This is a genomic window from Streptomyces sp. CA-135486, from assembly GCF_050936555.1.
GTDB lineage: Bacteria > Actinomycetota > Actinomycetes > Streptomycetales > Streptomycetaceae > Streptomyces.
Map to the genome: position 1 here is coordinate 3,887,497 of NZ_JBNJMM010000001.1, position 23,432 is coordinate 3,910,928.

Consider the following 23,432-nt stretch of genomic DNA (forward strand, 5'->3'; position numbering starts at 1 on the left):
TCGAGGCGCTCCAACTCGGCCTGCTCCCGCCCATCGTCCCCGCGGCCGAACCACCGGGCCACGGCCCGCCGCAACGCGGCCCACGCGTCCGTCCCTGCAGCCGCCACCCGCCGTGCCACCGGCCGCAGCCAGCGCAGCCAACTCCGCCGCCACCATGAACGTCCCCTTCGATCCCTGTTGTCCTGGTCGCCGCCGTGAGGGGCAATGCTCCCAAAGACGGGCAGCCGAGGCCAGGTTCGGCCTCGCGCCGTGGCTCTCACCGTGCGGCGTGCGAGCGATGATCCGGCGCTGCAGCCCGTGGGCACCACGGAAGATTGCCTGGAAGCGCGTGAGCACAAACGGCAGCGAGTCTGTCACTTGCCGTGAATGCCCGAGGGGGAGTTGTCCGGACTGGCAAGCTATGTCCATCCGCGTGCAACCGCGCGGAGGGGGAGGGCTCAGGATGGATCCGATTACTGTCGCCGCGGTCATGCCTCTGCTGGTCAGATATGCGGAGCACCTCGCTGGGTTGGTGGGCAACGTCGCCGACGAAGCAATTACCGGCCGGCTCCGTGCCGTTTGGAGCGCCGTCGCCAACCGGTTCCGCAGTGACTCCCAGGCGGAGGGTGCGCTGAATCGTCTGGGCGTGGCGCCTGGCGATACTCGGCGTCAGGCCGCTGTGGAAGGCCATCTCGACGACCTGCTCAGGGAGGACGAGTCGTTCGCCCGTGCGCTCGCCGAGCTGGTCAACGCGACCCCCGGCTTGACCAAGGCGGCGACACAGATCACCGTCACCAACGCGGGCGCCGTCGCGATCGGGGGAAGTTTGCGTATCCACGGCAGCGGTGGCTCGACCGCAGGACGCGATGTCGGTACCGGCGGCCCGAACTCCTGAGATGGAATCGGAGGGGTCTTCGATGGCCGCGCCTAGGGCCGCCCTGGCTCTTTTGTTCGTCGTGATACTGGCGCTCGCTGGTTGCGGAGCCGACCCGGAGAAGTCCCCGCCCGCGCCGCATGGATCGCCCAGTACGGCGACAGACGGGACAGGCCACACCCACGATCCGCTGCAGCCCTGGCCTACGTCTTCGGGTGGCCGTAGCCCGACCGATTCGGGACATACCGCGCCCCGCGAGTCGCGCTCGGCACATTCCACGGTGCCGGGCGGCGACGAGAGCTCGGCGCATTCAACGGCGCCGGGCAGCGACGGGAGCTCGGCAGGCCACAAGGGTTCCGCGAAGCGTTGCGGTGTCCGGGTGGGAACGGCTCGCGTGGACGGGAAGTTGGCGCAGAGGGTGATCTTCCCGCCACCAGGGACCAACCACCGCTGGCCGCACAGAAAGCTCGAGCTGCGCGCATGTGCCACCTCAGGCCTGCGAGTTCGCTACGCGCTGGGAGAGTCGTCGTGGCGATGCCATCTGTCCTCGGAGAACGGCAGGACGTACATCTCAGTGGACGCGACCAACTCCAGGTGTCTGATCCTCGCGTCGCAACCCGGAGACTCCGCTTGGGCCGCTGCCCCGCAGGTCTCCGGATGGTTCGATGTCCTCTCCCAAGAGGTCTCGCTTGCCTGGGCGGATGAGATACAGACGCTGCGTCCCTCCGATCCCGTCGTGGTCAAGGTACGTGTGATCAGCCAAGATCCGGTGGATGACGTCATCTTCCGGATGAGTACCACCACCGACAGCGGCGACCCCACGTTCTGTACCGCCACCCCGGAGTCGATGACCTTGCATGGTGAGACACGCGTGGAGATCACCGTGACAGCCTTGCGGCCCCCCGGGCCGGGCGCCTTCTGCAACCTGACCGCCACGCTGATGTCTCAGAACATCGCGTCGCCCGCCAGCGGTGGAAGCACCCTCCTCAACCGCGCATACCCGGTTGAAGCCGTGGCCAATGGCTGAGGAGGAACCCCATCAGGCGGAGGGATCAGCTTCGTCGGACCCCTCGGTCTCCATCACCAATGCGGGAGCAGTCGCGATCGGAGGAAGCGTCACCGTCACAGGTGGCCTTGCGGGCGCGGGACGGGATGCGTATCTACGCATCGAACGCATCGATCAACTGACGGTAATCGCGGCGGAACAGCAGTCCACCACCGACCCCAGTGGCACCGCGCGGTGCCCGTACCCCGGATTCAGGGCTTTCAGCGAAGGGCAGGGGGAGCACTTCCACGGTCGTGCAGCCGATACCGCCGCGGTCCTGGATCTGGTGGCGGGCGCGCAGATCTGCGCGGTGGTCGGCGCGTCGGGAAGTGGCAAGTCCTCCCTGGTGAACGCCGGCGTGTGGGCAGGGCTTCGGGAGGGCGCCCTGCCCGGGAGCGGGCGGTGGACCATTGGCCGGGCGCAGCCGCTGCCACAACCCTTGGCGCAACTCGCCGCGCTCACCGCCGGCAGGCTGGGAGAGCCGGACATACCCGGCACGGTCAAGGCTCTGCGCCGTGACCCGGCTCTGTTCGGGCGCCTGTCGGCCCGGATCGCCGAGCACACTGGCGCTCCCGTACTGTGGATCATCGACCAGTTCGAGGAGGCGCTGGATCCCGAGCTTCCCTCGGAAGACCGCGAGCGCTTCGTACAGGCCTTGCTGTCTGTCGCGGAACACAGCCCCGAGACGGTCCGGGTCCTGCTCGCACTGCGCTCGGATTTCTACCACCTTCTGCAAATCGACGATCGGCTCGCCCGTGTGGTGGCCGAGTTCCAATACTGGCTTTCGCCCCTTGGGACAGCGGGTCTTCGAGAGGCGGTGGAGCGCCCGGCCAAGCAGGTGGGCCTGCATGTGGAACCCGAGCTCATCGACCGGATCATCGATGACGCAGCATCGGGAGCGGGCAGTCTGCCGCTGGTGGCCTACTCACTGGAGCGGACATGGAACGCCCGCACGGGGAACCGGCTCACGCTGGCCGCCTACGAAAGCGCCGGAGGGATGGCAGCCGCAGTAGACGCTGCCGCTCAGGACGTCTGGGAACGTCTCGTCGGACACCACCGAGACACCGCCAGGCGTGTGCTCACCCGGCTCGCCCACCTGGGGCCCGGCGAACGGCCCACCAGGCGGCGGATGCTGGCCCACGACCTGGTGACCGAGGCTGACGGAGAGACAGCCGTCGTGCGGGTGGTCCAGGCCTTCGCAGAAGCCCGTTTCCTCACCGTCGACTTCGATGAGGCCACGCGCACGCCCACAGTGGAGATCGGGCATGAGGCGTTACTGCACGCCTGGACGCGGCTGCGCCGGTGGCTGGAGGCGGACGTGGAGGCCAAGCGCCTGCAGGACGCGCTCCACGGGCAGACGACCGAGTGGCTCGCCCACACCCGCGACCCGGAGTATCTGCTGCCGGCCGGAAGGCTGGCCACGGTCGATGCCTCACTGTCGCGGACGGGCTGGGCCTTGACAGAGCGAGAGCGGGCGTACGTCGACGCGTCCCGGCGGGGCGCCGACCAGCAACGTCGCAGAGCCCGGTTGCTGATGACCCTTCCATGGGCGCTCGTCCTGACGATCGTCGTTGCCGGCGCCCTGGTGTTGCAGCAGATGTCGACGCAGCACGCGAAAACAGGCGCGGACGCCTTGCAACTCGCCGCTCAGGCCCGCGCCACCGCCGGGGACCGGCGCGACACCGCGGCCCTGCTCGCCCTGGCCGCGGTCCGTACCCGTGACAACCAGACCACTCGCAGCGCACTCGTCGATGTTCTGTCGGGAACGGTCGGGCCGTACGCGGTCTCCATTCCGCCCGGGGCGCACCTCAACGTGCTCGCAGCGGCCCTGACCCAGCAGGGCCGTGCGGTGGTCGGGAGCGCCGACGGCACCGTGCGCATGATCGACCCCGCCTCCGGCGGTGACACGGGTCCCCGCTTGTCGGCGCACCGTGACGCGGTGGCCGCGGTCGCGGTGACCGGATCGGGCGACATCATCTCCGGCGACGCAACCGGGACCGTCCTGGTACAACACCCCGGACGCTCATATCCGCTCGCCGAGCTGGGGGTGTCGCAGGCCTCGGAGGTACGGGCCGTGGGCATGGACCCCGAGACCGGCATCGTGGTGGCCGCCACCGTTGACGGAGCGCTTGAGCGATGGGCTCTGCGCCCGCAGCTGGTCCGGCTGCCGACGCTGCGCGTGAAGGACAGCTTCATCTCACTCGCGGTTGACCACAAGCGGCATCTGGCGTTCGCTTCGACGGCGAACGGACGGCTGCTCATGCTGTCCACGGCGAAGCGGGACGCCGGCCCTCCCAAAGCCACCGAGCTTTCCGGCCCGGGGCCGATTGGTGGCCGGGTCGCCGTGAGCGGCGACGGCACCCTGGCCGCGGCCGACGGGAGCCGGCTGACCGTTTGGCAGGAAGGCAAGCGGTCTTTGCCGCCCATGAGCGCACAGGTACCCGACTCCGGCGCGGTCGTCATCGACCCGCGGTCGGCTGCGGTGTATGTCGGAGGCAACGATGGACGGGTGACCACCTGGTCGGTGCGTGCGGGTATCTCTCCTCAGGGCACGCCGCGTTCGGGATTGGGGACCGCTGTGGTCGGGCTTGCCACCGATGGACGCAGCCTGGTGGGGTTGGACCGGGACGGCAGGCTCGCCGCTTGGGATCTGGCAGGCCGCCGGTCGCCGGCCAGCAGTCCGGTGGTCGAGATGAAGAGCGCCGTCACGGCCGTGGCTCACGGCCCCCACGGCGAGCTGGCCGTGGCGGACGGGGCAGGCACCGTCCGGCTCGTGCGGCCGGGCCGGCCAGTGGCCGTCGTCGCACGTCTGGGCACCGCGATCGACGGCCTTGCCTGGACGGGTCCCGACGCCCTGGTCATCGCGGGCCGGGACGGCGTGGTGCGTGGCCTGATACCGAGCAAGCGCCGCAGTGCCATGGTGGTCACCGGACGGGGACCGCTGGTCGGCGTGGCGGCCGCCGACGGGGCCGTTGCCGCCGCGTGGTCCGCAGGGAAGATAGTGATGCGGTCCCCCGACGGCAGGGTGCTCGACTTCTCGGCAGCAGGGGTCCCTGTGACCTCGATTGCGCTCGGCCCGCGCGGGCTGCTCGCAGTCGGAACGGGGCAGGGGCGCGCGGCCGCAGTCGAGCTGTGGCGGCCGGGTCGGTCCACCACCGGCCCGCAGCAGGTGCTGCGTGGACACGCTCTGCAGGTGAACTCCCTTGCGTTCGCTCCCGATGGGCGGACGCTCGCGTCCGGCAGCGATGACAGCGACATCAGGCTGTGGGAGGTGCCGTCCGGCATATCGATCGCCACCTTCTCGGGGCACTCGGACATGGTTCAGGCACTCGTCTGGGCCGATCAGGGCCGACTTCTCGCCTCAAGCGGCCAGGACGGGACGGTGCGGCTGTGGAGCGTACGCGACCGAGCGCAGATTGGTCGCCCATTGCGCTTTGCCGACGCTTTCGTTCCGGCGTTGTCCGCGGCGCCCGATGGGCTGGAGCTGATGGCCGCAAACGGTCCTGTGGTGGTCCGGTGGCCTCTCGCTCCGCGCGCCTGGGAGCAGCGCGCATGCGCCTTCGCATCGCGTCGGCTGACCTCTGCGGAATGGCAACACTACGCGCCAGGGGTTGAACTGCCATCTCTGTGCTGACCGTGACGTGCCGGCCGTGCCGCGTCGCAGCGGCGCGTGGGGAGCGGGGCGGGTTCTTCCTCGTCCTCGACAGCGACGCACAGACCGGTGAGCCCGGCGGCAGGCCGGACCAGGCGCGCCCGGAACGTGAACTGCTGGGCTGATCTCTGAGTCGGTAACGGGCTGGCAAGGTGATCGACCGGGGCGGCCAAGCTGGTCGCGTAGTCGTCGAGAAGTTGTCTCAGCCGGCGCAGGACGTCCACGTCTGTGACACCGGTGCCGCGCTCAACGTCCGCTTCTTCACCCGTACTTGATCATCACGTTGACGAGGATGATGACACCCACACCGAGAATGCCGACCCCGAGGACCGTCCCCGCAGCGTCCTTGCCGGGCACGGGCTCCGACGCCGTTGCCTTGTCGGGCTGCTCACGCGTGTAGTACACGAGGGTCTCATCGCCCACGCCCCTGCTCGCCGGCCCGCCGGCCTCGTCGAACCGGACCGTCCGCCCGTCCGCCGTGGTGAAGTCGTACTCGTGGTACTGGATGCGCCGGGTCACGTTGTTGACCATCTGGACCCTGACGTAGGCGCGCACGACACGCGCCCGAGCGGTCAGCCCGCTCTCCCAGGCAGCGCGCCGCTCCTGGGTTCTGCGTATGAGGGCGTACCCGGCCCAGATCAGCATGACGATGATCAGCGGAAAGAGTACATGGAAGACAAAATCCATTAAAGTCCCCGTAGTTGAGATATCAGCCTCGGCGTACGTCCGGCCGGAGCGGCCACGTCGCACGCGGACCCTACCTGAGCGGGCACCCGCCAATCAGAAGGGGACGTCCGAGCACGCGTGGAACTCATTCGCCGCGTCGGCCGCGCAGGATCGTCCCACTTGATACGCGCGAAGACATGCACGGCGGGGACCACAGGAATAGCCGCCCGAGTCAGCGGACAACAGCCACTACGTACCCCTTCGCCGGTCACAGGACAGGCCCGCACTCCGCAACTCGACAACTCTGGGAACAACATGACCAATCCTTCTCGCTCCCGTGTCATCGCCGACCGGGGCACATCAGAGGTAGACGAGCCCCTCCCCACGACCAGAGCCGTGTGGTCTTCCGTTCGTGAACGGGCCACTGGGATGAAACACCACGAGGCCAAAGCCGCACTCAGAGCCGCACAGCACTCTTTGAAGGAGAACCGCGCAGCAGACGAGCAGCGTGAGCAAAGGGAAATCGAGGCAGAGGAATGGCAGCGCATCGTGGAAACACTGGCGGACCACGACGGGCCCTACGACCCCGCGAGTGACGCGTTTGTGCAAGGCCAGCTCGCCGGTCAACAGGACCGGGAGGCAGCCGACCACACGTTGTGAACCGCACGACGCTCCTCCTCGCGGTAGGTCGCCATCCTGCCGCTCGCGTGACACCGCCCGGCCGCTGGGACGGCTCAACCGGTGGCAGCAGCGGGGGGTCCGCACGGCGGAGTCTCGGGAACTTCGCAGTCGGCCGGCGGCAGTCCGCGATGTGATGCTGTGCGGGCTGCTCGCCGCACCACACGCTCATGCACCACACGCTCCTGCACGACACCCGCCTGCGCGCCGGGCTGCGGAAGACCTTCCCGTTTGACGCTCTGAGCTGGGGGTACTGGGGTGCAGGCCCGGCGCGCAGGCGGGAGCGCCTGGCACATCTGGCCCACAAGGCGTATATGTGAAGCCATTGGAAGCACACACATTGGGCGGTAAGGCAATCCGTGCGGCGCTCCGTTCCTTCCGGGTCGTGAGCGTGGCCCGGCAGCAGGAGATGCAGTGTGAAAGTCCTGCAACCCACGCTGGCGAAGGTGCCGTGGATGCTCGCGACGCTGGCCCTCCTGGCTGGCGTCCTGCTGGACCTTTTCGCGCCCCAGCCGTACACGGGACTGCCGCTGCTGGCCGCCGCACCGCTCGTCGCGGGCGCCACGCTCTCCTTCCGCTCCGCGCTCGCCGTCGTGTGTGTCACCTGCGTGGTCTCGGTGGCGGTGGATATCGAACGCGGACGTCCGGCGACGCCCTTGCTTGTCGATCTTGCCGTGGTCGGCTTGATCGGCGTGCTGGCTCTCGCGGTCAACCGGCTCATTGTGCGGCAAGGGCGCGATCTGGCGCTGGCCAGGGATGTCGCGGAGGCAGTCCAGCGAGCGGTGCTACCGGACCCACCGAGGGAGGTCGGGCCGCTGGCCGTGGCTGCGGGGTACACGGCGGCGCAGGCCGAGGCGCGGATCGGCGGTGATCTCTTCGCGGTGCAGGAGACGCCGTTCGGGGTACGGATGATCATCGGGGATGTGCGGGGCAAGGGTATTGCGGCTGTCGCCGCCGTGTCGGTCGCGATCGGGGCGTTCCGTCAGGAGGCCGAATACTCTCCCACGTTGGTCACGCTGGGACAGCGGATGGACGAGGCGCTGGCCAGGGCAGCGGCCCGGAGCGGCCCGGTGATCTCCACGGAGGGCTTCACCACCGCTGTGCTGGCCGAGGTCTCCGCCGACGGGGAGGTGCTGAGCCTGGTGAACCGCGGGCATCCGCCCCCGTACCTCGTTCACGACGGCCGGTTCGTACGGCTCGACCCGACCGTCCCACAGCTGCCCCTCGGGGTGGGGCTGGGCGATATCACTCCGGCTGGCTCCGTGCCTGTCGATGTGGTGCGGCTGCCCCCGGGCGCCTCGCTGCTGCTGGTGACTGACGGTGTCACCGAGGCGCGGGACAGGCGGGGGACTTTCTATGATCCGGTCTCCTCAGGGCGCATGCGCAGGCGGTTCAGAGACCCCGATGCACTGGTGGATGCCCTCACCAAAGACGTCGGCCGCTGGACCGAGGGCGAACGCGAGGACGATATGGCCATCCTGGTGGTCACTCGGCGCCGCTCTCCCCGCGCTGCCTGATCAGGCAACGGCGGCGGTTTCGCCGGCGGCCGCGGTGCTGCGCTCAGCGCTCGATCGACGGGTGCATGATGAAGGCATGAGCGACCGCGACGACTTCCTGGCGTGGGTCAGGACCGCCCTGTACGAGGCGGAGCTTGCGCTGCACAACGGCAACGCGGCCCCCCGCCGGGCGCTCTGGTCACGCAATGAGCCCGTTAGCGTCCTGGGGGCGTGGCGCAACGCCAACGGCCAGCAGGAGCTCGACAAGCTCTTTGCCGCCCTCGGCAAGAGCTTCTCCGACTGCACGTCGTACGGGTTCGAACTGCAGGCGTATGACGTTCTGGGCGACATGGCCTATACGGCCGGCCTCGAGCACACCTCCGCCTCCGTCGACGGGCAGCCGCGCACCTACACGTTGCGGGCCACTCAGGTGTACCGCCGAGAGGACGGCGAGTGGAGGGTGGTCCACCGTCATGGCGACACCGTGACCGAGTGAAGGTGCCCGATGTGCGGCATGGCAGTGCGTTCCGGCGGCGGGACCAGCCCCTCGCTCCATAGAGAATCCTGCGCTGCAGCACGGAGTGGATCGTCGAGCACGGAGACCGCGGTGGCCGGCCCCTGCGGGTCATACGACACTGGCAGCGACGCGTGCTACAGCCACTGCACGGGCGACGGCTCGCGCATCGTGGACATTCGAACCCTCCTGCCAACGGTGGGAACGCACACACAGTCTGAGCGCGGTAGTTGACCAGCGTGGCCAGAACCCCGCAGTGGGCCAGTCTGAGCACTCTCGTTGGCGACTGTCTCCTGTCGGCGTCGCTCGCGCTGCCCTCTACGTCGCCACTGTCGCCGTCAAGCCCCGCCCCGGCACGCGCACTCCTGTCCACCGAGCCGCCCCAATCCGAGGCCGCGCGGCTTTCATGTCCGCCGTGGCCGCGGGCAAAGGGGAACCGATCGCTGTATTCGACGCACCCGTGATCAGCGGAACCCACCGGCTCCGCTAGCATGTTCGAGCTCGCAATGATCACGCTGAAATACGACAAGTCGGCTGAAAAATTGATATCTAAGGTAACGCGAGGGCTTTCGCGAATAGACGGCAGCCTTCGGTTGGCTGCATGGCGTCAACCACGCGTCATGCTGTGGGTCGCGGTGAGTGTGGTGGGCCTCGGCTTCCTCATTGCACTGGAGATCGCCGCGCGTCGGTACGGCGAGCCGGGGCCGATCACCGAGCAGGCGCGAGAGGTGATATTCGCCCCCAAATCGGGGACGGTGCTGTACGTCAGTATGGCGTTGACGATGGTGGTGCTCACCTGGCGGCAGCGGTTCATCGCGGTCGGCGCCGCGATGGGCATCGACGTCGTCTTCTGGTTCGTGCGGTGGGCTGTCGACGCCGAGATGAGGTTCGGCAACGGCGCGTTGTGGGTGACCTTGGCCTGTGCCGTCATCGCCGTCACGCGTCGCACCGGCCGGGATCGCGTCCTGCTGCTGAAAGGCGTCGGACTGGCCCTGCTGCTGGTGGCCGGCCGCAAGACCGGCTACACCTGGCTGCTGATCACGTCGAAGACCCGCCCGGCGGTGCTCGACCAGTACGTGGCAACCGCCGATCACGCGTTGGGCAACCCGTCGTGGGTGGTAGGCCGGATTGTCGCGGCCACCGGCACGGTCGGCGCCCACGTTCTCGACTGGGTCTACGTTCAGCTCGCGGTGGGCGCGGTCGTCGTCGCGCTGTACCAGCTGCGCAACGTGGCGGTCGAGCGCCGCTTCCCGGGCCATCATCTGGTGCGCACCTTCCTGGTCATCGGCCTGCTCGGGCCGGGCATCTACATGATCTTCCCGGTGGTCGGACCGATCTTCGCCTACGGTGCCGACGGGGGGCAGTGGGCGGTGGCCAACCTGTGGCCGGACACGCCGCCGCCGGTCAGTACCCCGCACCCGATGCCGTTCGACGAGATCACCCCGCGCAATTGCATGCCCAGTCTGCACACGGCGTGGGCTACCGCGATCTTCATTCATTCCCTCAAGGGCCCGTGGGCTCTGCGATTCGCAGGCGCGTTCTGGCTGATCGCCACGCTCGGCGCAACGCTGGGCTTCGGCTACCACTACGGCGCGGACATCGTCGCCGGTGTGGTGTTCACGCTCACGATCGAGATGGCGCTGCGCTCGCTCGACCGCGGCTGGGACCGGCCGGGAATCCAACTGGTCGTCCACGGCGCCGCGGTCTTCGTTGCGCTCTTGGCGTCGTATCGCTATCTGTCGATGGAGATGGCCGAACATCCGTGGGTGTTCGGGCCGTTGCTCATTCTGGCGATGACCTCAGTGGTCTACGGCTACGTACGGACCACCAAGCTGTGGGAACGGAAAGCCGCGTCGGCGCATGTGCCGGAACCGCGACGCGAAACGCAGCCCGAACTGGTTTGAGTATGTTGCAGCGGGTCGTGGGCTGAGCGCCTCCCGGGTGGGGCCGGCAGTGTGGTCGCTGGCGCCGCGCGAGTCCCGGTGAAACTCCGTCAGGTGCGGTTGCAGATCCTGCGGTTGGCGGCGAACGCGTCCAGCGTGCCGACCTGGGCGAGTCGTTGCGCGAGCGGTGGCTCGGTCGGGGGCCCGCGCTACGTTTGATACATTGATGTATCGGATGCACTCGTGTATTGAACGAGGAATGGGGCGTGACCATGGACGCCGAGGGGACGGCCGCACGGCGGCGCCGGGGTGCGGGAGCGGCCCCGGTCGGAACGACCGGGCGCGTGACCAAGCGCCGCGTCCGGACCCGGGCGAACCTGCTGGACGCCGCCTTCAAGGTGTTCGCGGCCAAGGGATTCCGCGGGGTGTCGATCGAAGAGGTGTGTGAGGCCGCCGGCTACAGCAGGGGTGCCTTCTACTCGAACTTCGACAGCCTGGAGGGGCTGTTCTTCGCCCTCTATCAGCAGCGCGCCGACCTGATCGCCGATCAGGTCGCCGAGGCGCTGTCCGTCGACGTCGGCCTCGACGTGTCCGCCGCGGTGGACCGCGTAACCGAGGCGCTGCCGCTGGACCGCGACTGGCTGCTGGTCAAGACCGATTTCCTGAGCCACGCGGCCAGGGACCCGATTGTGGCGCAGACACTCTCGCAGCACCGGGCGCGCATTCGGCAGACCATCGCGGACCAGCTGGCCCGGCCGGCCGCGGAAGGGGTCCTGCCGCCGGTCCTCGGCGACGCGGACGGGGCCGCGAGAGCGGTGATGACGGCGTATGAAGGCGTCACGGCGCAACTGCTCCTCGACGAGGACCTGGAAGGCGCCCGCGCGTGGCTCAGGCGGTTGCTGACCGGGCTGCTCACGGCCGGCAGGGCTCCCGCGAGACCCGCACCCGACGACGCGGCGGGGTGAGCGAACGCCCCCAAGCGCGAGACACCGCACCGCTTGCGGCGGACGACCCCAAGGCGATGCCGGCGGTCGGGCGGAGATCCCGCCGCCCCGTTCCCGCATCCGTTGCCCGAACACCCGGCACCGGCCACGAGCGCCGGACACCGAACGACCGAGCCCCAGAACACCGAACCCCTAAGGACACCACAGGATGACCTCCGGACCTCCCGCCGCCGCTTCCGAAACGCCGCGAGCCGCCAAGCCCCACGGATTCACGGCCGAGCTGCGCGACGCCGTCAGCATGCGCGGAGTGCTGCTCGTCGTCGGGGTGCTCGCCCTCCAACTGGGGTTCGTCCTCTCCTACATCGGCGCTTTCCACGCACCGACTCCCCACCGCATACCGGTCGCGGTCGTCGCGCCCGCCCAGGCGGCCGACCGGGTCGTCGACCAGCTCAACACCATGAAGGGCGATACCGTCGAGGCCCACACGGTCGGCAGCGAAGAGCAGGCCCGCGCCCAGATCCTCGACCGCACCGTCGACGCGGCCGTCATCGTCAACCCCAAGGGCACCACCGACACCCTGCTCGTCGCCTCCGCGGGCGGCCCCGCGGTCTCCTCCACCGCCGCCCAGATCGCCCAGAGCGTCGAACAGGCCCAGAAGAGGCATATCACGGTGAGCGACATCCGGCCGCCGGACGCCAGCGACGGCCGGGGCATGTCGTCCTTCTACCTGGTGCTGGGCTGGATCGTCGGCGGCTACCTGGCCGCCGCCATCCTCGGCATGGCCGGCGGCGCTCGCCCCGCGAACCTGCACCGCACCCTCATCCGCCTGGGCACCCTCGCCGTGTACGCCGTCCTCTCCGGCCTGGGTGGCGCGATCATCGCCGATCCGGTACTGGGCGCGCTGACCGGTCACTTCGCCGCGCTGTGGGCGCTCGGTTCGCTCGTCGTCTTCGCAGCGGCCGCGACCACCGTCGCCTTCCAGGTGCTGTGGGGCATCCTTGGCATCGGCGTGACCATCGTCCTGTTCGTCGTCCTCGGCAACCCCAGCGCGGGCGGCGCCTACCCTGCCGCGCTCCTGCCGCCGTTCTGGCGGGCGATCGGCGACTGGCTGCCGCCGGGGGCCGGCACTACGGCGGTGCGCAACACGATCTACTTCTCCGGCCACGCCCTCACCCAGCCGTTGTGGGTCCTCGGGCTGTACGCCGCCCTCGGCGCACTGCTCGCCGTCGTCGCGTCCGCGCTCCACATCCGGCGCGCCCGGCAGACCGACGTCGCCGTCTGACAGAGCGGCGCCGGGCGCCCTGACGGGCCGTCCGGCGCTACCGCGACTGGGCGCGCCAGGCCGGGCCACGGACGAGCAGGGCGTCGGCGGTGACCCACAGCCGCGTTCGGGGGCAGGTCCTTGAGGCAGCGGCCGGGCGGCCCGGACCGGCTATGCCGTAGCGATGCTGCTGGTCAGGCCGCCACGCTGCCTGTCGGCGGTCGCTGGATAGCTCCGGCACCTACTGGCGGTAAACCTGCTCCGCCTGCAGCCCCTTGGGCCCCTGGGTGACTTCGTACTCGACCTTGTCACCCTCCAGCAGCTCCTTGAAGCCGGTGCTCTGAATCGCGGAGAAGTGGACGAACACGTCCGGCCCGCCATCGTCCTGCTGAATGAAGCCGAAGCCCTTGTCGGCGTTGAACCACTTCACAGTGCCAGTTGCCATCGAACCAATCCCTTGTTCATGCCAGATGCCTCGTCGACACCGAGCGCAGCCCATTTTGCGTCTCCGACTCGGGTGACAACGCTCCACGCCACGCATCTGCCAACGAGCTCACCTATCCGCCTCAGAATCCCGGTCCTCACCGGGGTCTCTCCGGGGGGGCGTACAGCGCAGCCGCGAGCTCGCGGGCCGAGGGGCGGGTCTCAGCGCCAGTCGTCGATCACGTAGGCGTCGGGGTGGCTGTAGCCAGGTTCGTTGGGCCTGTGCATCGTCACGCCCTGCAACCAGGTACGGAACCCGCGGTCGACCATTCGCCGGTAGGCATCCGGGCGGCCCAGGTTCATTCCGGCGTCCAGTTGCCCCAGTCCGCGCTCGGCGGCCAGTCGCTCGCACGCGTTGAGCAGTCGTTCGAACCGGTCGGCGGCCTCCGGGCCAGGGCGTACCGCACCGAATTTGACGAAGCACACGTCCTCGCCGGCTTCCGATCCGGTTCCGCAGTGGCAGACGGCCAGACCGTCGAGCTCGGAGCCGGCGCCCTGGAGCAGGACGGTGTCGCCGAGTTCCTGCGCCTGCGTGGCCACGATCTCGCGTTCCAGGTTCAGGCCCTCGTACACGGCCTCGGTCAGTGCGCGACAGAGGTTCAGGGCGTTGGGCCGCTCGGCGGCGGGCAGCTCGCCGTACAGCACGCGGCCGGGGACCGCGGCACTCTCTGAGACCTCCTTCTTCATGATGGCTGTGAGGAATCGGGGCCAGAAACCGTACCGACGGTAGAGCTCAAGGTGCTTGGGGCTGTGCGAGAAGGTGAACAGGCCGAGGTGGCGGTTCTCCCAGGTGCCGAAGCAGTCCATGACCGGTTCCATGAGGCGCCTGCCGATGCCCTGGTCCCACAGGTCCGGACGTACGGTCAGCGGGCCGAAGTATCCGACGCTGCCCCAGTTTGCGGCGAAGTTCGATCCGACGACTTCGCCCTCGATCGTCGCTGCGAAGGCCGCCTGTGGATCGGCCGCCCAGCGGGTGCGGACGTAGTCGGCGGTCCCGAAGAATGTCCTCGGCTCGGGGGCTCCGAGGAACGTCCCGAAGGCGACCCTGAAGATTTCGTCGGCCTGATCCAGGTCGGCCTCACCCAGCGGGCGGACTGACACGGGACCCATGCCGCTCTTGCGCTTCCCTGCGAGTGGGGTCATCGCTCTCTCCTTCCCGGTCCCCCGTTTCATCCCATCACGGGGGCGCGCCGGCGGCGAAGCGAAGGTCCGCCGATACTGGACGACCGAGGACCGGGCCAGTTACTCGCCTCCCCACCGAGAACCGCGCCTCGACGGCCCGGTGCAGCAGTCAGCCGACGGGCGCGCGGCACCGTGGCGACTTCGGGCGCCACCGATGAAGCGGCGGGCGCTATCCGCTCACGCCCGACGTCGCCTGGCCTCCGTTGCGGGGCGTTGTCGCTTCCGCCGTCTCAGCGGTGGGCTGGTGGAGGTGGTGCCCGTTGTGGAGGAAGTCCCGGATGCGGGGGATCGCGTGGGGGTGGATGCGGTGCAGGCCCTTGCGGTCGTACAGCGTTGACACCGTGAAGCCGAGAAGGAGACTGACCAACAGTCCTGTGCCGAGCAGCAGAACGCCTCTTGTCAGGCCGGCTGAGCCCTGGGCATCGAAGTAGATGATGGCCCGTACGCCGTCGACCAGGGCACGCATCGGTGCGAACTCTCCAAGGAACTGCCAGAAGGACGGCATGGCTTGGAGGGGAACCGCGCCGCTGGAGACCGGAATGGCGCCTGCCACGAAGAACACCATCGCGGCCACGGTGCCGATCGCGCCGAACAGGGACAGCACGACCAAGGTGCCGATGCCGATCGTGGTGATTCCCGCGATGCTGAAGACCCACAGCAGTGCGGCATGCGGCAGATCGAGATCAAGTACCAGGGTGCCGGCGGCGAGGATGGCCGTAGCAGTCGGGACTGACGCGATGAACAGGGTCAGGCACTTGGCGAGCAGCGTCTCGCGCCGGCTGATGAGCTGCGGTGGGTTGACTTGGCGCACGGGCCCGACCTCGGAGGCGTTGAATCCGAGGTCGGCGTCGACCAGGCCGTTGATCACATTGGCGCCGAGGAAGCCGATCATCATCAGGAGCACGGCATAGAAGAAGGCCGTCATGCCCCTCCCGGTGCGGTCCCCGAGGGGCACTCCCTGCTCCTGGGTGACGGTGATGGGATCGGACAGCAGGGCGGCGTTGGCGGAGGGTATTTTTGCGCCCGTTTGCTGGGCGTGCTGAAGTACCTGGCTGCCCGCGTACGCGGAACTGTTGCGGGCCGCGGTTTCGGCGATTTCGTTGCCGATGGAGGAAGCCATGCTTCCTGCGCCGTGGTTGGTCAGTACGGTCACCACGGGACGCTGCGGGTTCTGCCCGGTCAGCGAGATGATCTTGCCCGAGTAGTCCTTGGGCAGTACTACCGCCGCGAAGAGCTTGTTCCCGCCGATCTCACTCCTCACGTCGGCGAGCGAGTCGTATTGCTTCCATTGCACGGCTCCTTGGGGGTCCTGCTTCTGCTTCTTGATCCCCTCCACGACCTGGGTGCCGAGGTTCTGGCGCGTTCCGCCTGCCTCGGTCCCCTGGTCGAGGGACACAAGGCCGATGGGGGCGTCATGAAGATCAGCTTGTGGGTTCGCGACGCTTCCCGCGAAGACGATCGTGAGGGCGAAGATGACGACGGACAGCAGGATGCTGGGCAGAAGCCAGGATCTGGGGCGCCGCAGGAAGCGCGCAGCGGTGAGCGGCGTGGCAGTGCCAGGGCAATGAGGAACAGGCATGCTCCACAGCATACCTCTAGTGCTAGAGGTATTAGATTGCAGGGCATTCCATGAACGCGCGACAGTGGTGGCCGGGTGATCGGGTCCGACCACGTGGGCGCGCCGGAGCCGCTCGTCGAGGGCCTGGCCGGCCCGTCGGCTGGGCCCTGAGCCGTATCGCTCCAGCCGGTCCCGCGCGATCGCCACGCCGGGCCGCCTTTACGAACGTTCGGGTTCGCCTGTGAAACCCGAGCGCCGGTTGTCAGGTGCTGGTGCGGGCGACCTGAATATGGAAGTTGAAGTCGGCGTGCCCGAGGACGCCGAGCAGGCGCAGCCACACCGGCAGGAGCATCTCGGTGCCGCGGGCGGCCGAGATGTCGCCGAGGTCGATGACGCTCGACTCCGGCCAGCCGAAAGACGTCAACAGCTCGGTAACGGCTTCCTTGGCATCGGCGTCGTCGCCGCAGACGAAGACCGTGTGCTCGCCGGGGACACGGGCTGGGTCGACCATGACGAAGCAGTTCATGGTGTTGAGGGTCTTGACGACCTTCGCATCCGGAAAGGCGCGCTGGACCTGCTCGCCGAGGCTGTCCGTATTGACCGGGTTCAGCAAGGGGGGCGTGCCCTGGGAGAAGTCGAGCGCGTTGGCAACATCGATGACCACCTTGCCGGTCAGGTTGGCGGCTCCCGCGGCTTCGAGCGCGGCCAGGGTGACGGTGCCGGCGGTGGCGTTGAGGACGGTGTCACCGGAGCCGGCCGCCTCGGCGAAGGTGAGCAGGCGCACGTCGCCGTGGTCGGCATGCCAGACGGCGAAGGGCGGATTTCCCATGGGGTCGGGATCGGTGCGGACGAGAGTGACCTCAGGGTCACGGGTGCCGATGACGACCTCGTGGCCGAGGGAGGAGAGCTTGCCGGCGATGGTCCTGCCGACGATTCCGGTGCCGAGAACGGCGTAACGCATGGCGCGGGTCCTTTCCTGGGCGGCGGGGAAATCCCGCCTGGCGCTGCCCCGATCAGCTCAACGAGCGATGAGAGTCGAGGGCTACTACGGAAGGGGTGGGCGGCCCTCCAGTGCTGCAGGCTGTGCGCGGGCTCCGGGACCAGGGGCCGGTTCCGGTCCGGTCACCCTCCACCTTCACCCGGCCTTCCTCGGTCTGCTCGATGTACCGGTACGCCGGGGACAGGAGCTGGCCCCCACCTCGTCGGCGATCATCGTCCTGCGCAGGGCCCGCGCGTTCTTGAAGCGATCAGCTCTCCTCCCACTCATGACCACGGAGGATTCCTGCCACTGACGTGCAGCGTTTCCCGGCAGATACTTGTCGGGTGGACTTGTTCGCACCCAGGGTCTGCGACCTGCAGGATCGACTGGGCAGCCATCTGTTCACCCGGGTTGCGGGTCCATCGGGCCCAGAGAGGCGTGCCCGCATCCATGCCAGGCCGGGGCCTCGCTGGTTCGGTCCGGACCGGCCCATCCGTACCGTCCACGGCGACGCTTCTATGTTCATCGGCGGGCTGAGAGCCCTGCTGCTGCAGTCGCTGCACCCGCTTGCCATGGCCGCCGTGGCGGCTCACTCCGGATACCGCGGCGACCCGTGGGGCCGGCTCCAGCGCACCAGCACCTTCCTCGCCGTGACGACCTACGGCACTGCGGACGACGCGCAGCAGGCCGTGGAACACGTTCGGGCAGTGCATGAGCAGGTGCAAGGGACCACTGCCGCCGGAGAGAGATACCACGCCGTCGACCCGCGCCTTCTTGGGTGGGTACATGTCGCCGAGGTCGACAGCTTCCTGTGCGCACACCAGCGCTATGGCGCCCACCCACTGGATGCCGCCGGCTGCGACGCGTACATCGCCGACATGGCACGGGTAGCGGCCGCCCTCGGGGTCATCGATCCTCCACGTGACCAGGCCGAGCTGGCCGACCGGCTGGCCGCCTACCGACCCGAGCTGCGCTCCACACAAGAAGCGAGGGAAGCCGCGCACTTCATTCTCCGCCACCCACCCCTGCCCTGGATCGCCCGAGCCCCGTACGTCGTCCTCGCCGCGAACGCGGTATCCACGCTCCCTCTTTGGGCCCGCAAGCCGCTCAGACTGCCCCACCTGCCAGGTATCGAGGAAACCTGCGTACGCCCGGCCGGACACGCCCTGACCCGAACGATCCGATGGGCCATGGCGCCTTCCCGCCCTTCTCCACCATGAGAAGAGGGAAGTTCGAAGTACCCATCGGCCATGGAACCGCGGGCCGTGCCGTCGCGAGGTCGGAACCGGGGGAGTGGTGAGGCATCCCAGGATGCACCGAACTTCTCCTGGGCGTACCACTGGCGTTACGTTCCCCGCCCGCCCCAACAGCATGCGGAACAGGCATCGCCCGGGAAGTGCCGCACCCCTTCCCGTGGCGGCAGGAGCCCCGCCTTGATGAGTCGGCGAACATCTTCGGTCGGGTTGTTCTCGATCGCCGGCGGCGATGCCCGCATTCGAGGATCTGTGTCGCGTTCAGTGTCATGGTTCCTGGGTAGGGCGACGGTGTGAGCTATGTGAAGCCCGGCGGAGAGTACTCGCGCGACAGCCGGTACATCACCACCCGGATCACCGCTGACGGCCACGACGGCTTCCCCGTGCAGCCCGGCCGCTACCGTCTGGTGGTCAGCCGCGCTTGTCCGTGGGCAAGCCGGGCGGTGATCGTACGGCGGCTCCTCGGGCTGGAGAGAGCGCTGCCGATGGCCATCGCCGGACCCACGCACGACGAGCGCAGCTGGACGTTCGACCTCGACCCGGGCGGGCGCGACCCGGTGCTCGGCATCGAGCGGCTCCAGGAGGCCTACGTCGCTCGCGACCCCGGCTACGACGGGGGCATCACGGTACCGGCGATCGTCGACGTGCGGACCGGAAAGGTGGTGACCAACGACTTCGCGCAGCTCACGATCGACATGTCGCTGGAGTGGATGCCACATCACCGCGACGGGGCGCCTGCGCTCTACCCGCCCGCGCTGCGGGCGGAGATCGACGCGGTGAACGAGGTGGTCTACAAGGATGTGAACAACGGCGTCTACCGGGCCGGGTTCGCCGGGTCGCAGGAGGCGTACGCCGAGGCCTACGAGCGCCTGTTCAGTCGGCTCGACTGGCTCTCCAAGCGGCTCGAAGTGTCCCGCTACCTCGTCGGCGGCACGATCACTGAGGCGGATGTGCGGCTGTTCACCACGCTCGTGCGCTTCGACACCGTTTACCACGGCCACTTCAAATGCAATCGGCAGAAGCTGTCCGAGATACCGGTTCTGTGGGCGTACGCGCGCGACCTGTTCCAGACGCCCGGTTTCGGCGACACGGTCGACTTCGACCACATCAAGCGGCACTACTACACGGTGCACCGCGACATCAACCCGACCATGATCGTGCCGGTAGGCCCAGACCTGTCTGCCTGGCTCGAGCCGCACGACCGCGCAGACCTGGGCGGACGGCCGTTCGGCGACGGTACGCCGCCCAAGCCTGTCGCCCGCGAGGAGGCAGTGCCGGCCAGTCACACGCCGCTGGCTGCCTGACACCGGCAGATCCGGGCCGAGCTTGCGCTCAGGCGGCCGGGGAAAGTTCCGCGCGGCCGAACAGGAGCGCGTAGCCACGGGGCAGGCCGGCGAGGATCCGGCAGGTGAGGTGGTCACCAGGGTGCTGTACCGGCCCGAAGTACGGACACCATCCACGAGTTCGTGCCATCTCATGGCTGTCTGTGCCCTTCGTTGTCCGGGTCGCTCCAGGCGACGGTGGGGGATACCCAGTTGCAGGGACGGCGAGAGCTCCGCGGTCTTCGCGAGAGGTCAGGTCGGCTGGGGGCGGCCGAAGAGGAGGTCGTAGCCCGGCGGGAGCTGGAGCAGGACGCGGCCCATGAGGTCGTCCCCGGCGGCGTCGGCGACCACGCTGAGTACGGCTCCGATGTCCCACTTGGCGGTCTCCTCGGTGGCCCCATCGATCCATGCCGCGGTTGCCCTGACGAACCGCTCGGGGTCCAGCGGCTCGGCAGCCTGGAGCGGGTTGAGCAGGATCAGGGCGTATGTTTCCGGCAGCCGGGCGGCCAGCTGGGCTCTTTCCTCGCCGACGAGATGGGCGCCCAGCAGTCCGAGGACCACTCGGGCCGCACGTTCTGCTTCCTGTCGCGAGGAGTACTCCCCTCGCTCCCGGACCGCTGCCAGGAACGCCTCCCATGTCATGTGCATCGCGTTCCCCCTTCAGGCAGGCGGAGGGCGGGTCCAAGGGGAGAGACTTCCGCCCTCCGCGCACCGTGCGAGCGGAGGTCCGCTCAGCCTCTGATCTGCTTGTGGGTGGTCTCCCCGGCGCCGATGGTGATCTTGCGCGGCTTGGCGCGCTCGGCGATCGGGATGCGCAGGGTCAGGACACCCGCGTCATAGTCGGCCTGGATGTTCTCGGTGTCGAGACTGTCGGCCAGCATGACCTGGCGGGAGAAGACGCCCAGGGGTCGCTCCGACAGCTCCATCTGCACTTCGTTGGTCTTCGGGAGCGGTCGCCGCTCCGCCTTTACAGTCAGCATGTTCCGTTCCACGTCGACGTCGATCGCGTCCGGGGAGACACCGGGCAGATCGAAGGCGATCACATACTCGTCGCCCTCGCGGTAGGCGTCCATCGCCATCGCAGACGGACGCGACCAGGTTCCGGACGTACCGAGGAGCTGCTGGGTCAGCCGGTCGAGTTCGCGGAACGGGTCGGTGCGCATCAACATCGCGAAACACCTCCAGTCGGTTCAGGGCAGTACCTGCCAATGCGCTTCACCTGTCTCCGGTTGTAACATGTCATCCAAGTGATGACAAGTAGGGTGTGTCGTCGAAAGGGTGACGCTGCCCGCTGGAAGAGACCACCGTGCCACGAGGAGACCAACGTGACCGAAGCCGAGAGGCCAACCCGGCCCGCGAGGCGATCCCCCACTTCGTTTCCTGCTGCCGCTTCCGCCCTGGACGCCATCGACCAGGCCGTTCGCGCCGCCCACATACCGCAGACTGGTGAGCCTCCCGCCCTCGATGCGTGTAGCCCAGAGCAGGCCCTTGCCGCGCTCCTGCTCCTACGCGAGGTGTGCCACCAGCTCGCCGGATGGGAAACGAGTCTCATCGAGGCCGCTCGCGACGCCGGTGCCAGCTGGGCCGACCTCGCCCATCCGCTGGGCGTCACCAGTCGGCAGGCCGCCGAGCGCCGCTATCTACGCCTGCTGCCGGGTGCCGACGGCAGCACCGGCGAGCAGCGGGTGAAAGCCACCCGCGACCGCAGGGCCGCCGACCGCACCGTCACGGCCTGGGCCCGGGACAACGCGGCGGATCTCCGTCAACTCGCCGGCCAGATCACCGCCCTGACCAACCTGCCCACCGAGGCGCGCACCCCGATCAGCCGGCTGACCCGGGCCCTCGCCGACAACGACGCCGCCCACCTGGTCGGCCCCCTGGCCGACACCCGCCTGCATCTGCGAGACGGCCACCCCGACCTGGCAGCCCGCGTCGACCACCTCACCCACGAGGCCGACCAGCTGCGCCAGAACAGCAACAAGCAGCGCCGGAGCGGAACCTGAGGGGCAGGTAAGGCCGGGTGGAAGTCCGCAGGCAATGCCCGCCCTTTGCAGCCGGCCATCACATGGCGGATCGCGTCCAAGGTCTCAGGTTCGGGAGGCGGCGGCGTCGGGGGCAACCGTGCCACCTGCGCCAAGCCGGGCTCGGCGCGATCGCCGACCTCGGCCTGGACGACGACCTGGACAACCCCGTGGTCAGCACCGGCTACCGGGTCGCCCGCGGCCGGCGCCTGACCACCGCACAGAAGGAGCGAACAAACTCGTCGCCCGCGAACGCGCGGCAAACGAGCACGGTTTGGCCGACCTCAAGAACTGGCGCGTACTCACCAAGCTCCGCCTGAACGCCCGTCACGCCACCGCACTGCTGCGGGCACGAAGCGATCAAGGCCCGACCGGCAGCGAGTCCCCAACTCCCGCCCACACCAGACCCGGTGGCACGGCAGACGACTACCTGCTACCGATCACCACCACGGCCGAGTGCCCCAGCCTGACCCCACACCAGCCCCGCGATCGGCTCCCGACGACACCGAGGAGGTGCAGCGCAGTGACGGAAGGCTTGCAGTGGATTGGGCAGCACACATTCGATAAACCGGCGGCTGATGGGATGCTCGGCGGGATCTCCATGACCGCGATGCGCGGGGTCCCCGTCCGGGATCTGCTGCTCAGGCTGGGCGCGGATGAGGAGGAGATGTCGAGCGGTATGCCGTACCGGGACTTCCGCCCGACCTGGGACGCACCCTGCATGTACGGCACGTGCGGTGAGTGGGCATACGTTCTGGAAGACCGAGGGGCGTGCACCTGGTGCGAATGGTTCTTCGAGGACGAGGACAAGATGACCCCCGCGGCCGGGCAGGAGCTGATCTGCCTGAACGCGAACGTAGCGGTCAACCCGAGCTATCTCGTATACGCTCCCGGCGACGGGAACGTATACCTGAACAACTTCGGTGACGATCTGACGGATCGCCCGCATGCGGTAGAAGGCAGCAAGCTGGCCGCCTTGGGCGAGGGTCTGAAAGCCGCCGGGGCGACCTGCCCGGAGGGGTGCACCGTCCCACAATGGCATGACCTTCTCGACGCGCAGGAGGGTGGTCTGCGCGGCGTGGTGTGGCAGGCCGTCGGCGACATCCTGGGTATCCGCATCCCCCGGGCAGACGTGGAACAGGGCCGCTTGCCCGCAGCCAGGCTGACCGGACCCTATACGTAACACTGCGAGGCGGCGCGGATGGGTTCCGTGCCGCCCCGCAGTCGTGGGTGTGCGGGTTACTTGAGGGTCATCGTGCAGCGCCAGGCGTCACTGTTCGCGCTGGTGCAGCTGCCGGTGATGTTGGTCTCCAGCCAGTAGGCATCCTTGTCCATCAGCCGCATGTTGTGCACGAAGCCGGCGGAGAACGCGCCCATGGATCCCGGTTCTGGCTGCCGGACATAGCGGACCGGCCGCAGACTTCCTTGAAGGTTGTCAGGGCGCCGGGCAGGTTGCGCAGGTGGATCGCTCCGTCGACCCTGGTCGCGTAGGACTGGGCGCACTTCGATCCGGACGACACCAGGTTCAGGCCGCCTAGGTTGGCGGGCATGCCGCCGCTGTTGTACGAGGCGTTGAAGGTGAACTCGTCGCAGTCCGGAGTGTACGCATAGGGACGGCGCTGTGCCGCCGTCCTTACTGTTC

The 23,432-nt window shown here is 68.6% G+C and carries 22 protein-coding genes; 14 read left to right on the forward strand and 8 right to left on the reverse strand.

What is annotated here, in order from left to right; all coding sequences use genetic code 11:
* The first annotated feature begins 469 nt into the window (after positions 1-469).
* The 3 genes from ACQEVG_RS17485 to ACQEVG_RS17495 all read left to right on the forward strand — a co-directional run bounded on the left by ACQEVG_RS17485 (position 470) and on the right by ACQEVG_RS17495 (position 5,532).
* Positions 470-874, forward strand: a complete 405-nt coding sequence (locus ACQEVG_RS17485) for a hypothetical protein (RefSeq protein WP_432984148.1) — start codon at positions 470-472, stop codon at positions 872-874.
* A 553-nt stretch (positions 875-1,427) separates the two neighbouring features.
* On the forward strand, positions 1,428-1,880 hold the full coding sequence (locus tag ACQEVG_RS17490) for a hypothetical protein (RefSeq protein ID WP_432984151.1): 453 nt from the start codon (positions 1,428-1,430) through the stop codon (positions 1,878-1,880).
* Complete coding sequence (locus ACQEVG_RS17495) at positions 1,873-5,532, forward strand: hypothetical protein (protein WP_432984154.1); 3,660 nt, start codon at positions 1,873-1,875, stop codon at positions 5,530-5,532. Before ACQEVG_RS17490 ends, ACQEVG_RS17495 begins: the two co-directional genes overlap by 8 nt.
* Before the next feature lie 279 nt (positions 5,533-5,811).
* Here ACQEVG_RS17495 and ACQEVG_RS17500 read toward each other — a convergent pair whose 3' ends face one another.
* Complete coding sequence (locus ACQEVG_RS17500; RefSeq protein WP_432984158.1) at positions 5,812-6,237, reverse strand: hypothetical protein; 426 nt, start codon at positions 6,235-6,237, stop codon at positions 5,812-5,814.
* 408 nt (positions 6,238-6,645) lie between these two features.
* Here ACQEVG_RS17500 and ACQEVG_RS17505 point away from each other — a divergent pair, with 408 nt between their 5' ends.
* The 7 genes from ACQEVG_RS17505 to ACQEVG_RS17535 all read left to right on the forward strand — a co-directional run bounded on the left by ACQEVG_RS17505 (position 6,646) and on the right by ACQEVG_RS17535 (position 13,013).
* Positions 6,646-6,876: a hypothetical protein gene (locus ACQEVG_RS17505; protein WP_432984161.1), complete on the forward strand. Its 231-nt coding sequence runs from the start codon at positions 6,646-6,648 to the stop codon at positions 6,874-6,876.
* A 188-nt stretch (positions 6,877-7,064) separates the two neighbouring features.
* The gene (locus tag ACQEVG_RS17510; protein ID WP_432984164.1) at positions 7,065-7,214 is read left to right on the forward strand and encodes a hypothetical protein; all 150 of its coding nucleotides are present in this window, start codon (positions 7,065-7,067) and stop codon (positions 7,212-7,214) included.
* Positions 7,215-7,310: 96 nt separating this feature from the next.
* Positions 7,311-8,411, forward strand: a complete 1,101-nt coding sequence (locus ACQEVG_RS17515) for a PP2C family protein-serine/threonine phosphatase (protein WP_432984167.1) — start codon at positions 7,311-7,313, stop codon at positions 8,409-8,411.
* A 76-nt stretch (positions 8,412-8,487) separates the two neighbouring features.
* Complete coding sequence (locus ACQEVG_RS17520; RefSeq protein WP_432984170.1) at positions 8,488-8,886, forward strand: nuclear transport factor 2 family protein; 399 nt, start codon at positions 8,488-8,490, stop codon at positions 8,884-8,886.
* 638 nt (positions 8,887-9,524) lie between these two features.
* Positions 9,525-10,808 carry a phosphatase PAP2 family protein gene (locus tag ACQEVG_RS17525; protein WP_432985440.1) on the forward strand — a complete coding sequence of 428 codons (1,284 nt, stop codon included), beginning with the start codon at positions 9,525-9,527 and terminating at the stop codon, positions 10,806-10,808.
* Between the two features lie 251 nt (positions 10,809-11,059).
* On the forward strand, positions 11,060-11,752 hold the full coding sequence (locus ACQEVG_RS17530; RefSeq protein WP_432985443.1) for a TetR/AcrR family transcriptional regulator: 693 nt from the start codon (positions 11,060-11,062) through the stop codon (positions 11,750-11,752).
* Positions 11,753-11,939: 187 nt separating this feature from the next.
* A complete protein-coding gene (locus tag ACQEVG_RS17535) occupies positions 11,940-13,013 on the forward strand; it encodes a DUF3533 domain-containing protein (RefSeq protein ID WP_432984173.1) in 1,074 nt (357 codons plus the stop codon).
* Between the two features lie 220 nt (positions 13,014-13,233).
* Here the strand turns inward: ACQEVG_RS17535 and ACQEVG_RS17540 are convergent, their stop codons facing one another.
* The 4 genes from ACQEVG_RS17540 to ACQEVG_RS17555 form a co-directional block, all read right to left on the reverse strand.
* Positions 13,234-13,437, reverse strand: a complete 204-nt coding sequence (locus ACQEVG_RS17540; protein WP_432984176.1) for a cold-shock protein — start codon at positions 13,435-13,437, stop codon at positions 13,234-13,236.
* A 200-nt stretch (positions 13,438-13,637) separates the two neighbouring features.
* Positions 13,638-14,618 carry a GNAT family N-acetyltransferase gene (locus tag ACQEVG_RS17545; RefSeq protein ID WP_432984179.1) on the reverse strand — a complete coding sequence of 327 codons (981 nt, stop codon included), beginning with the start codon at positions 14,616-14,618 and terminating at the stop codon, positions 13,638-13,640.
* 208 nt (positions 14,619-14,826) lie between these two features.
* Positions 14,827-16,422 (reverse strand): DUF3533 domain-containing protein, encoded by a 1,596-nt coding sequence (locus tag ACQEVG_RS17550; RefSeq protein WP_432984182.1) that lies wholly within the window; start codon positions 16,420-16,422, stop codon positions 14,827-14,829.
* A gap of 55 nt (positions 16,423-16,477) precedes the next feature.
* A complete protein-coding gene (locus ACQEVG_RS17555; RefSeq protein WP_432984185.1) occupies positions 16,478-17,176 on the reverse strand; it encodes an NADPH-dependent F420 reductase in 699 nt (232 codons plus the stop codon).
* A 536-nt stretch (positions 17,177-17,712) separates the two neighbouring features.
* Between ACQEVG_RS17555 and ACQEVG_RS17560 the strand changes: the two genes are divergently transcribed.
* Complete coding sequence (locus tag ACQEVG_RS17560; RefSeq protein WP_432984188.1) at positions 17,713-18,414, forward strand: oxygenase MpaB family protein; 702 nt, start codon at positions 17,713-17,715, stop codon at positions 18,412-18,414.
* A 335-nt stretch (positions 18,415-18,749) separates the two neighbouring features.
* Positions 18,750-19,751: a glutathione S-transferase family protein gene (locus ACQEVG_RS17565; protein WP_432985447.1), complete on the forward strand. Its 1,002-nt coding sequence runs from the start codon at positions 18,750-18,752 to the stop codon at positions 19,749-19,751.
* A 270-nt stretch (positions 19,752-20,021) separates the two neighbouring features.
* Here the strand turns inward: ACQEVG_RS17565 and ACQEVG_RS17570 are convergent, their stop codons facing one another.
* Both ACQEVG_RS17570 and ACQEVG_RS17575 read right to left on the reverse strand, forming a co-directional pair.
* Entirely contained in the window at positions 20,022-20,417 is a 396-nt protein-coding gene (locus tag ACQEVG_RS17570) for a DUF2267 domain-containing protein (RefSeq protein ID WP_432984191.1), read from the reverse strand.
* A gap of 83 nt (positions 20,418-20,500) precedes the next feature.
* On the reverse strand, positions 20,501-20,938 hold the full coding sequence (locus ACQEVG_RS17575; protein WP_432984194.1) for an Hsp20/alpha crystallin family protein: 438 nt from the start codon (positions 20,936-20,938) through the stop codon (positions 20,501-20,503).
* 156 nt (positions 20,939-21,094) lie between these two features.
* On the opposite strand from ACQEVG_RS17575, the gene ACQEVG_RS17580 reads away from it, so the two are divergent.
* Positions 21,095-21,772 (forward strand): type III effector protein, encoded by a 678-nt coding sequence (locus ACQEVG_RS17580; RefSeq protein ID WP_432984197.1) that lies wholly within the window; start codon positions 21,095-21,097, stop codon positions 21,770-21,772.
* 541 nt (positions 21,773-22,313) lie between these two features.
* On the forward strand, positions 22,314-22,973 hold the full coding sequence (locus ACQEVG_RS17585) for a hypothetical protein (protein ID WP_432984200.1): 660 nt from the start codon (positions 22,314-22,316) through the stop codon (positions 22,971-22,973).
* A 56-nt stretch (positions 22,974-23,029) separates the two neighbouring features.
* Here the strand turns inward: ACQEVG_RS17585 and ACQEVG_RS17590 are convergent, their stop codons facing one another.
* Positions 23,030-23,167 carry a hypothetical protein gene (locus ACQEVG_RS17590; protein ID WP_432984203.1) on the reverse strand — a complete coding sequence of 46 codons (138 nt, stop codon included), beginning with the start codon at positions 23,165-23,167 and terminating at the stop codon, positions 23,030-23,032.
* Positions 23,168-23,432: the final 265 nt, after the last annotated feature.

Excerpts from the sequence above, each read along its gene's own strand:
- ACQEVG_RS17570 (WP_432984191.1), bottom strand. The coding sequence starts at position 20,417 with ATGCACATGACATGGGAGGCGTTCCTGGCAGCGGTCCGGGAGCGAGGG.
- ACQEVG_RS17505 (WP_432984161.1), top strand. The coding sequence starts at position 6,646 with ATGAAACACCACGAGGCCAAAGCCGCACTCAGAGCCGCACAGCACTCT.
- ACQEVG_RS17500 (WP_432984158.1), bottom strand. The coding sequence starts at position 6,237 with ATGGATTTTGTCTTCCATGTACTCTTTCCGCTGATCATCGTCATGCTG.
- ACQEVG_RS17520 (WP_432984170.1), top strand. The coding sequence starts at position 8,488 with ATGAGCGACCGCGACGACTTCCTGGCGTGGGTCAGGACCGCCCTGTAC.
- ACQEVG_RS17540 (WP_432984176.1), bottom strand. The coding sequence starts at position 13,437 with ATGGCAACTGGCACTGTGAAGTGGTTCAACGCCGACAAGGGCTTCGGC.
- ACQEVG_RS17590 (WP_432984203.1), bottom strand. The coding sequence starts at position 23,167 with ATGGGCGCGTTCTCCGCCGGCTTCGTGCACAACATGCGGCTGATGGAC.
- ACQEVG_RS17525 (WP_432985440.1), top strand. The coding sequence starts at position 9,525 with ATGCTGTGGGTCGCGGTGAGTGTGGTGGGCCTCGGCTTCCTCATTGCA.
- ACQEVG_RS17485 (WP_432984148.1), top strand. The coding sequence starts at position 470 with ATGCCTCTGCTGGTCAGATATGCGGAGCACCTCGCTGGGTTGGTGGGC.
- ACQEVG_RS17560 (WP_432984188.1), top strand. The coding sequence starts at position 17,713 with ATGTTCATCGGCGGGCTGAGAGCCCTGCTGCTGCAGTCGCTGCACCCG.
- ACQEVG_RS17495 (WP_432984154.1), top strand. The coding sequence starts at position 1,873 with ATGGCTGAGGAGGAACCCCATCAGGCGGAGGGATCAGCTTCGTCGGAC.
- ACQEVG_RS17555 (WP_432984185.1), bottom strand. The coding sequence starts at position 17,176 with ATGCGTTACGCCGTTCTCGGCACCGGAATCGTCGGCAGGACCATCGCC.
- ACQEVG_RS17575 (WP_432984194.1), bottom strand. The coding sequence starts at position 20,938 with ATGTTGATGCGCACCGACCCGTTCCGCGAACTCGACCGGCTGACCCAG.
- ACQEVG_RS17530 (WP_432985443.1), top strand. The coding sequence starts at position 11,060 with ATGGACGCCGAGGGGACGGCCGCACGGCGGCGCCGGGGTGCGGGAGCG.
- ACQEVG_RS17545 (WP_432984179.1), bottom strand. The coding sequence starts at position 14,618 with ATGACCCCACTCGCAGGGAAGCGCAAGAGCGGCATGGGTCCCGTGTCA.
- ACQEVG_RS17510 (WP_432984164.1), top strand. The coding sequence starts at position 7,065 with ATGCACCACACGCTCCTGCACGACACCCGCCTGCGCGCCGGGCTGCGG.
- ACQEVG_RS17535 (WP_432984173.1), top strand. The coding sequence starts at position 11,940 with ATGACCTCCGGACCTCCCGCCGCCGCTTCCGAAACGCCGCGAGCCGCC.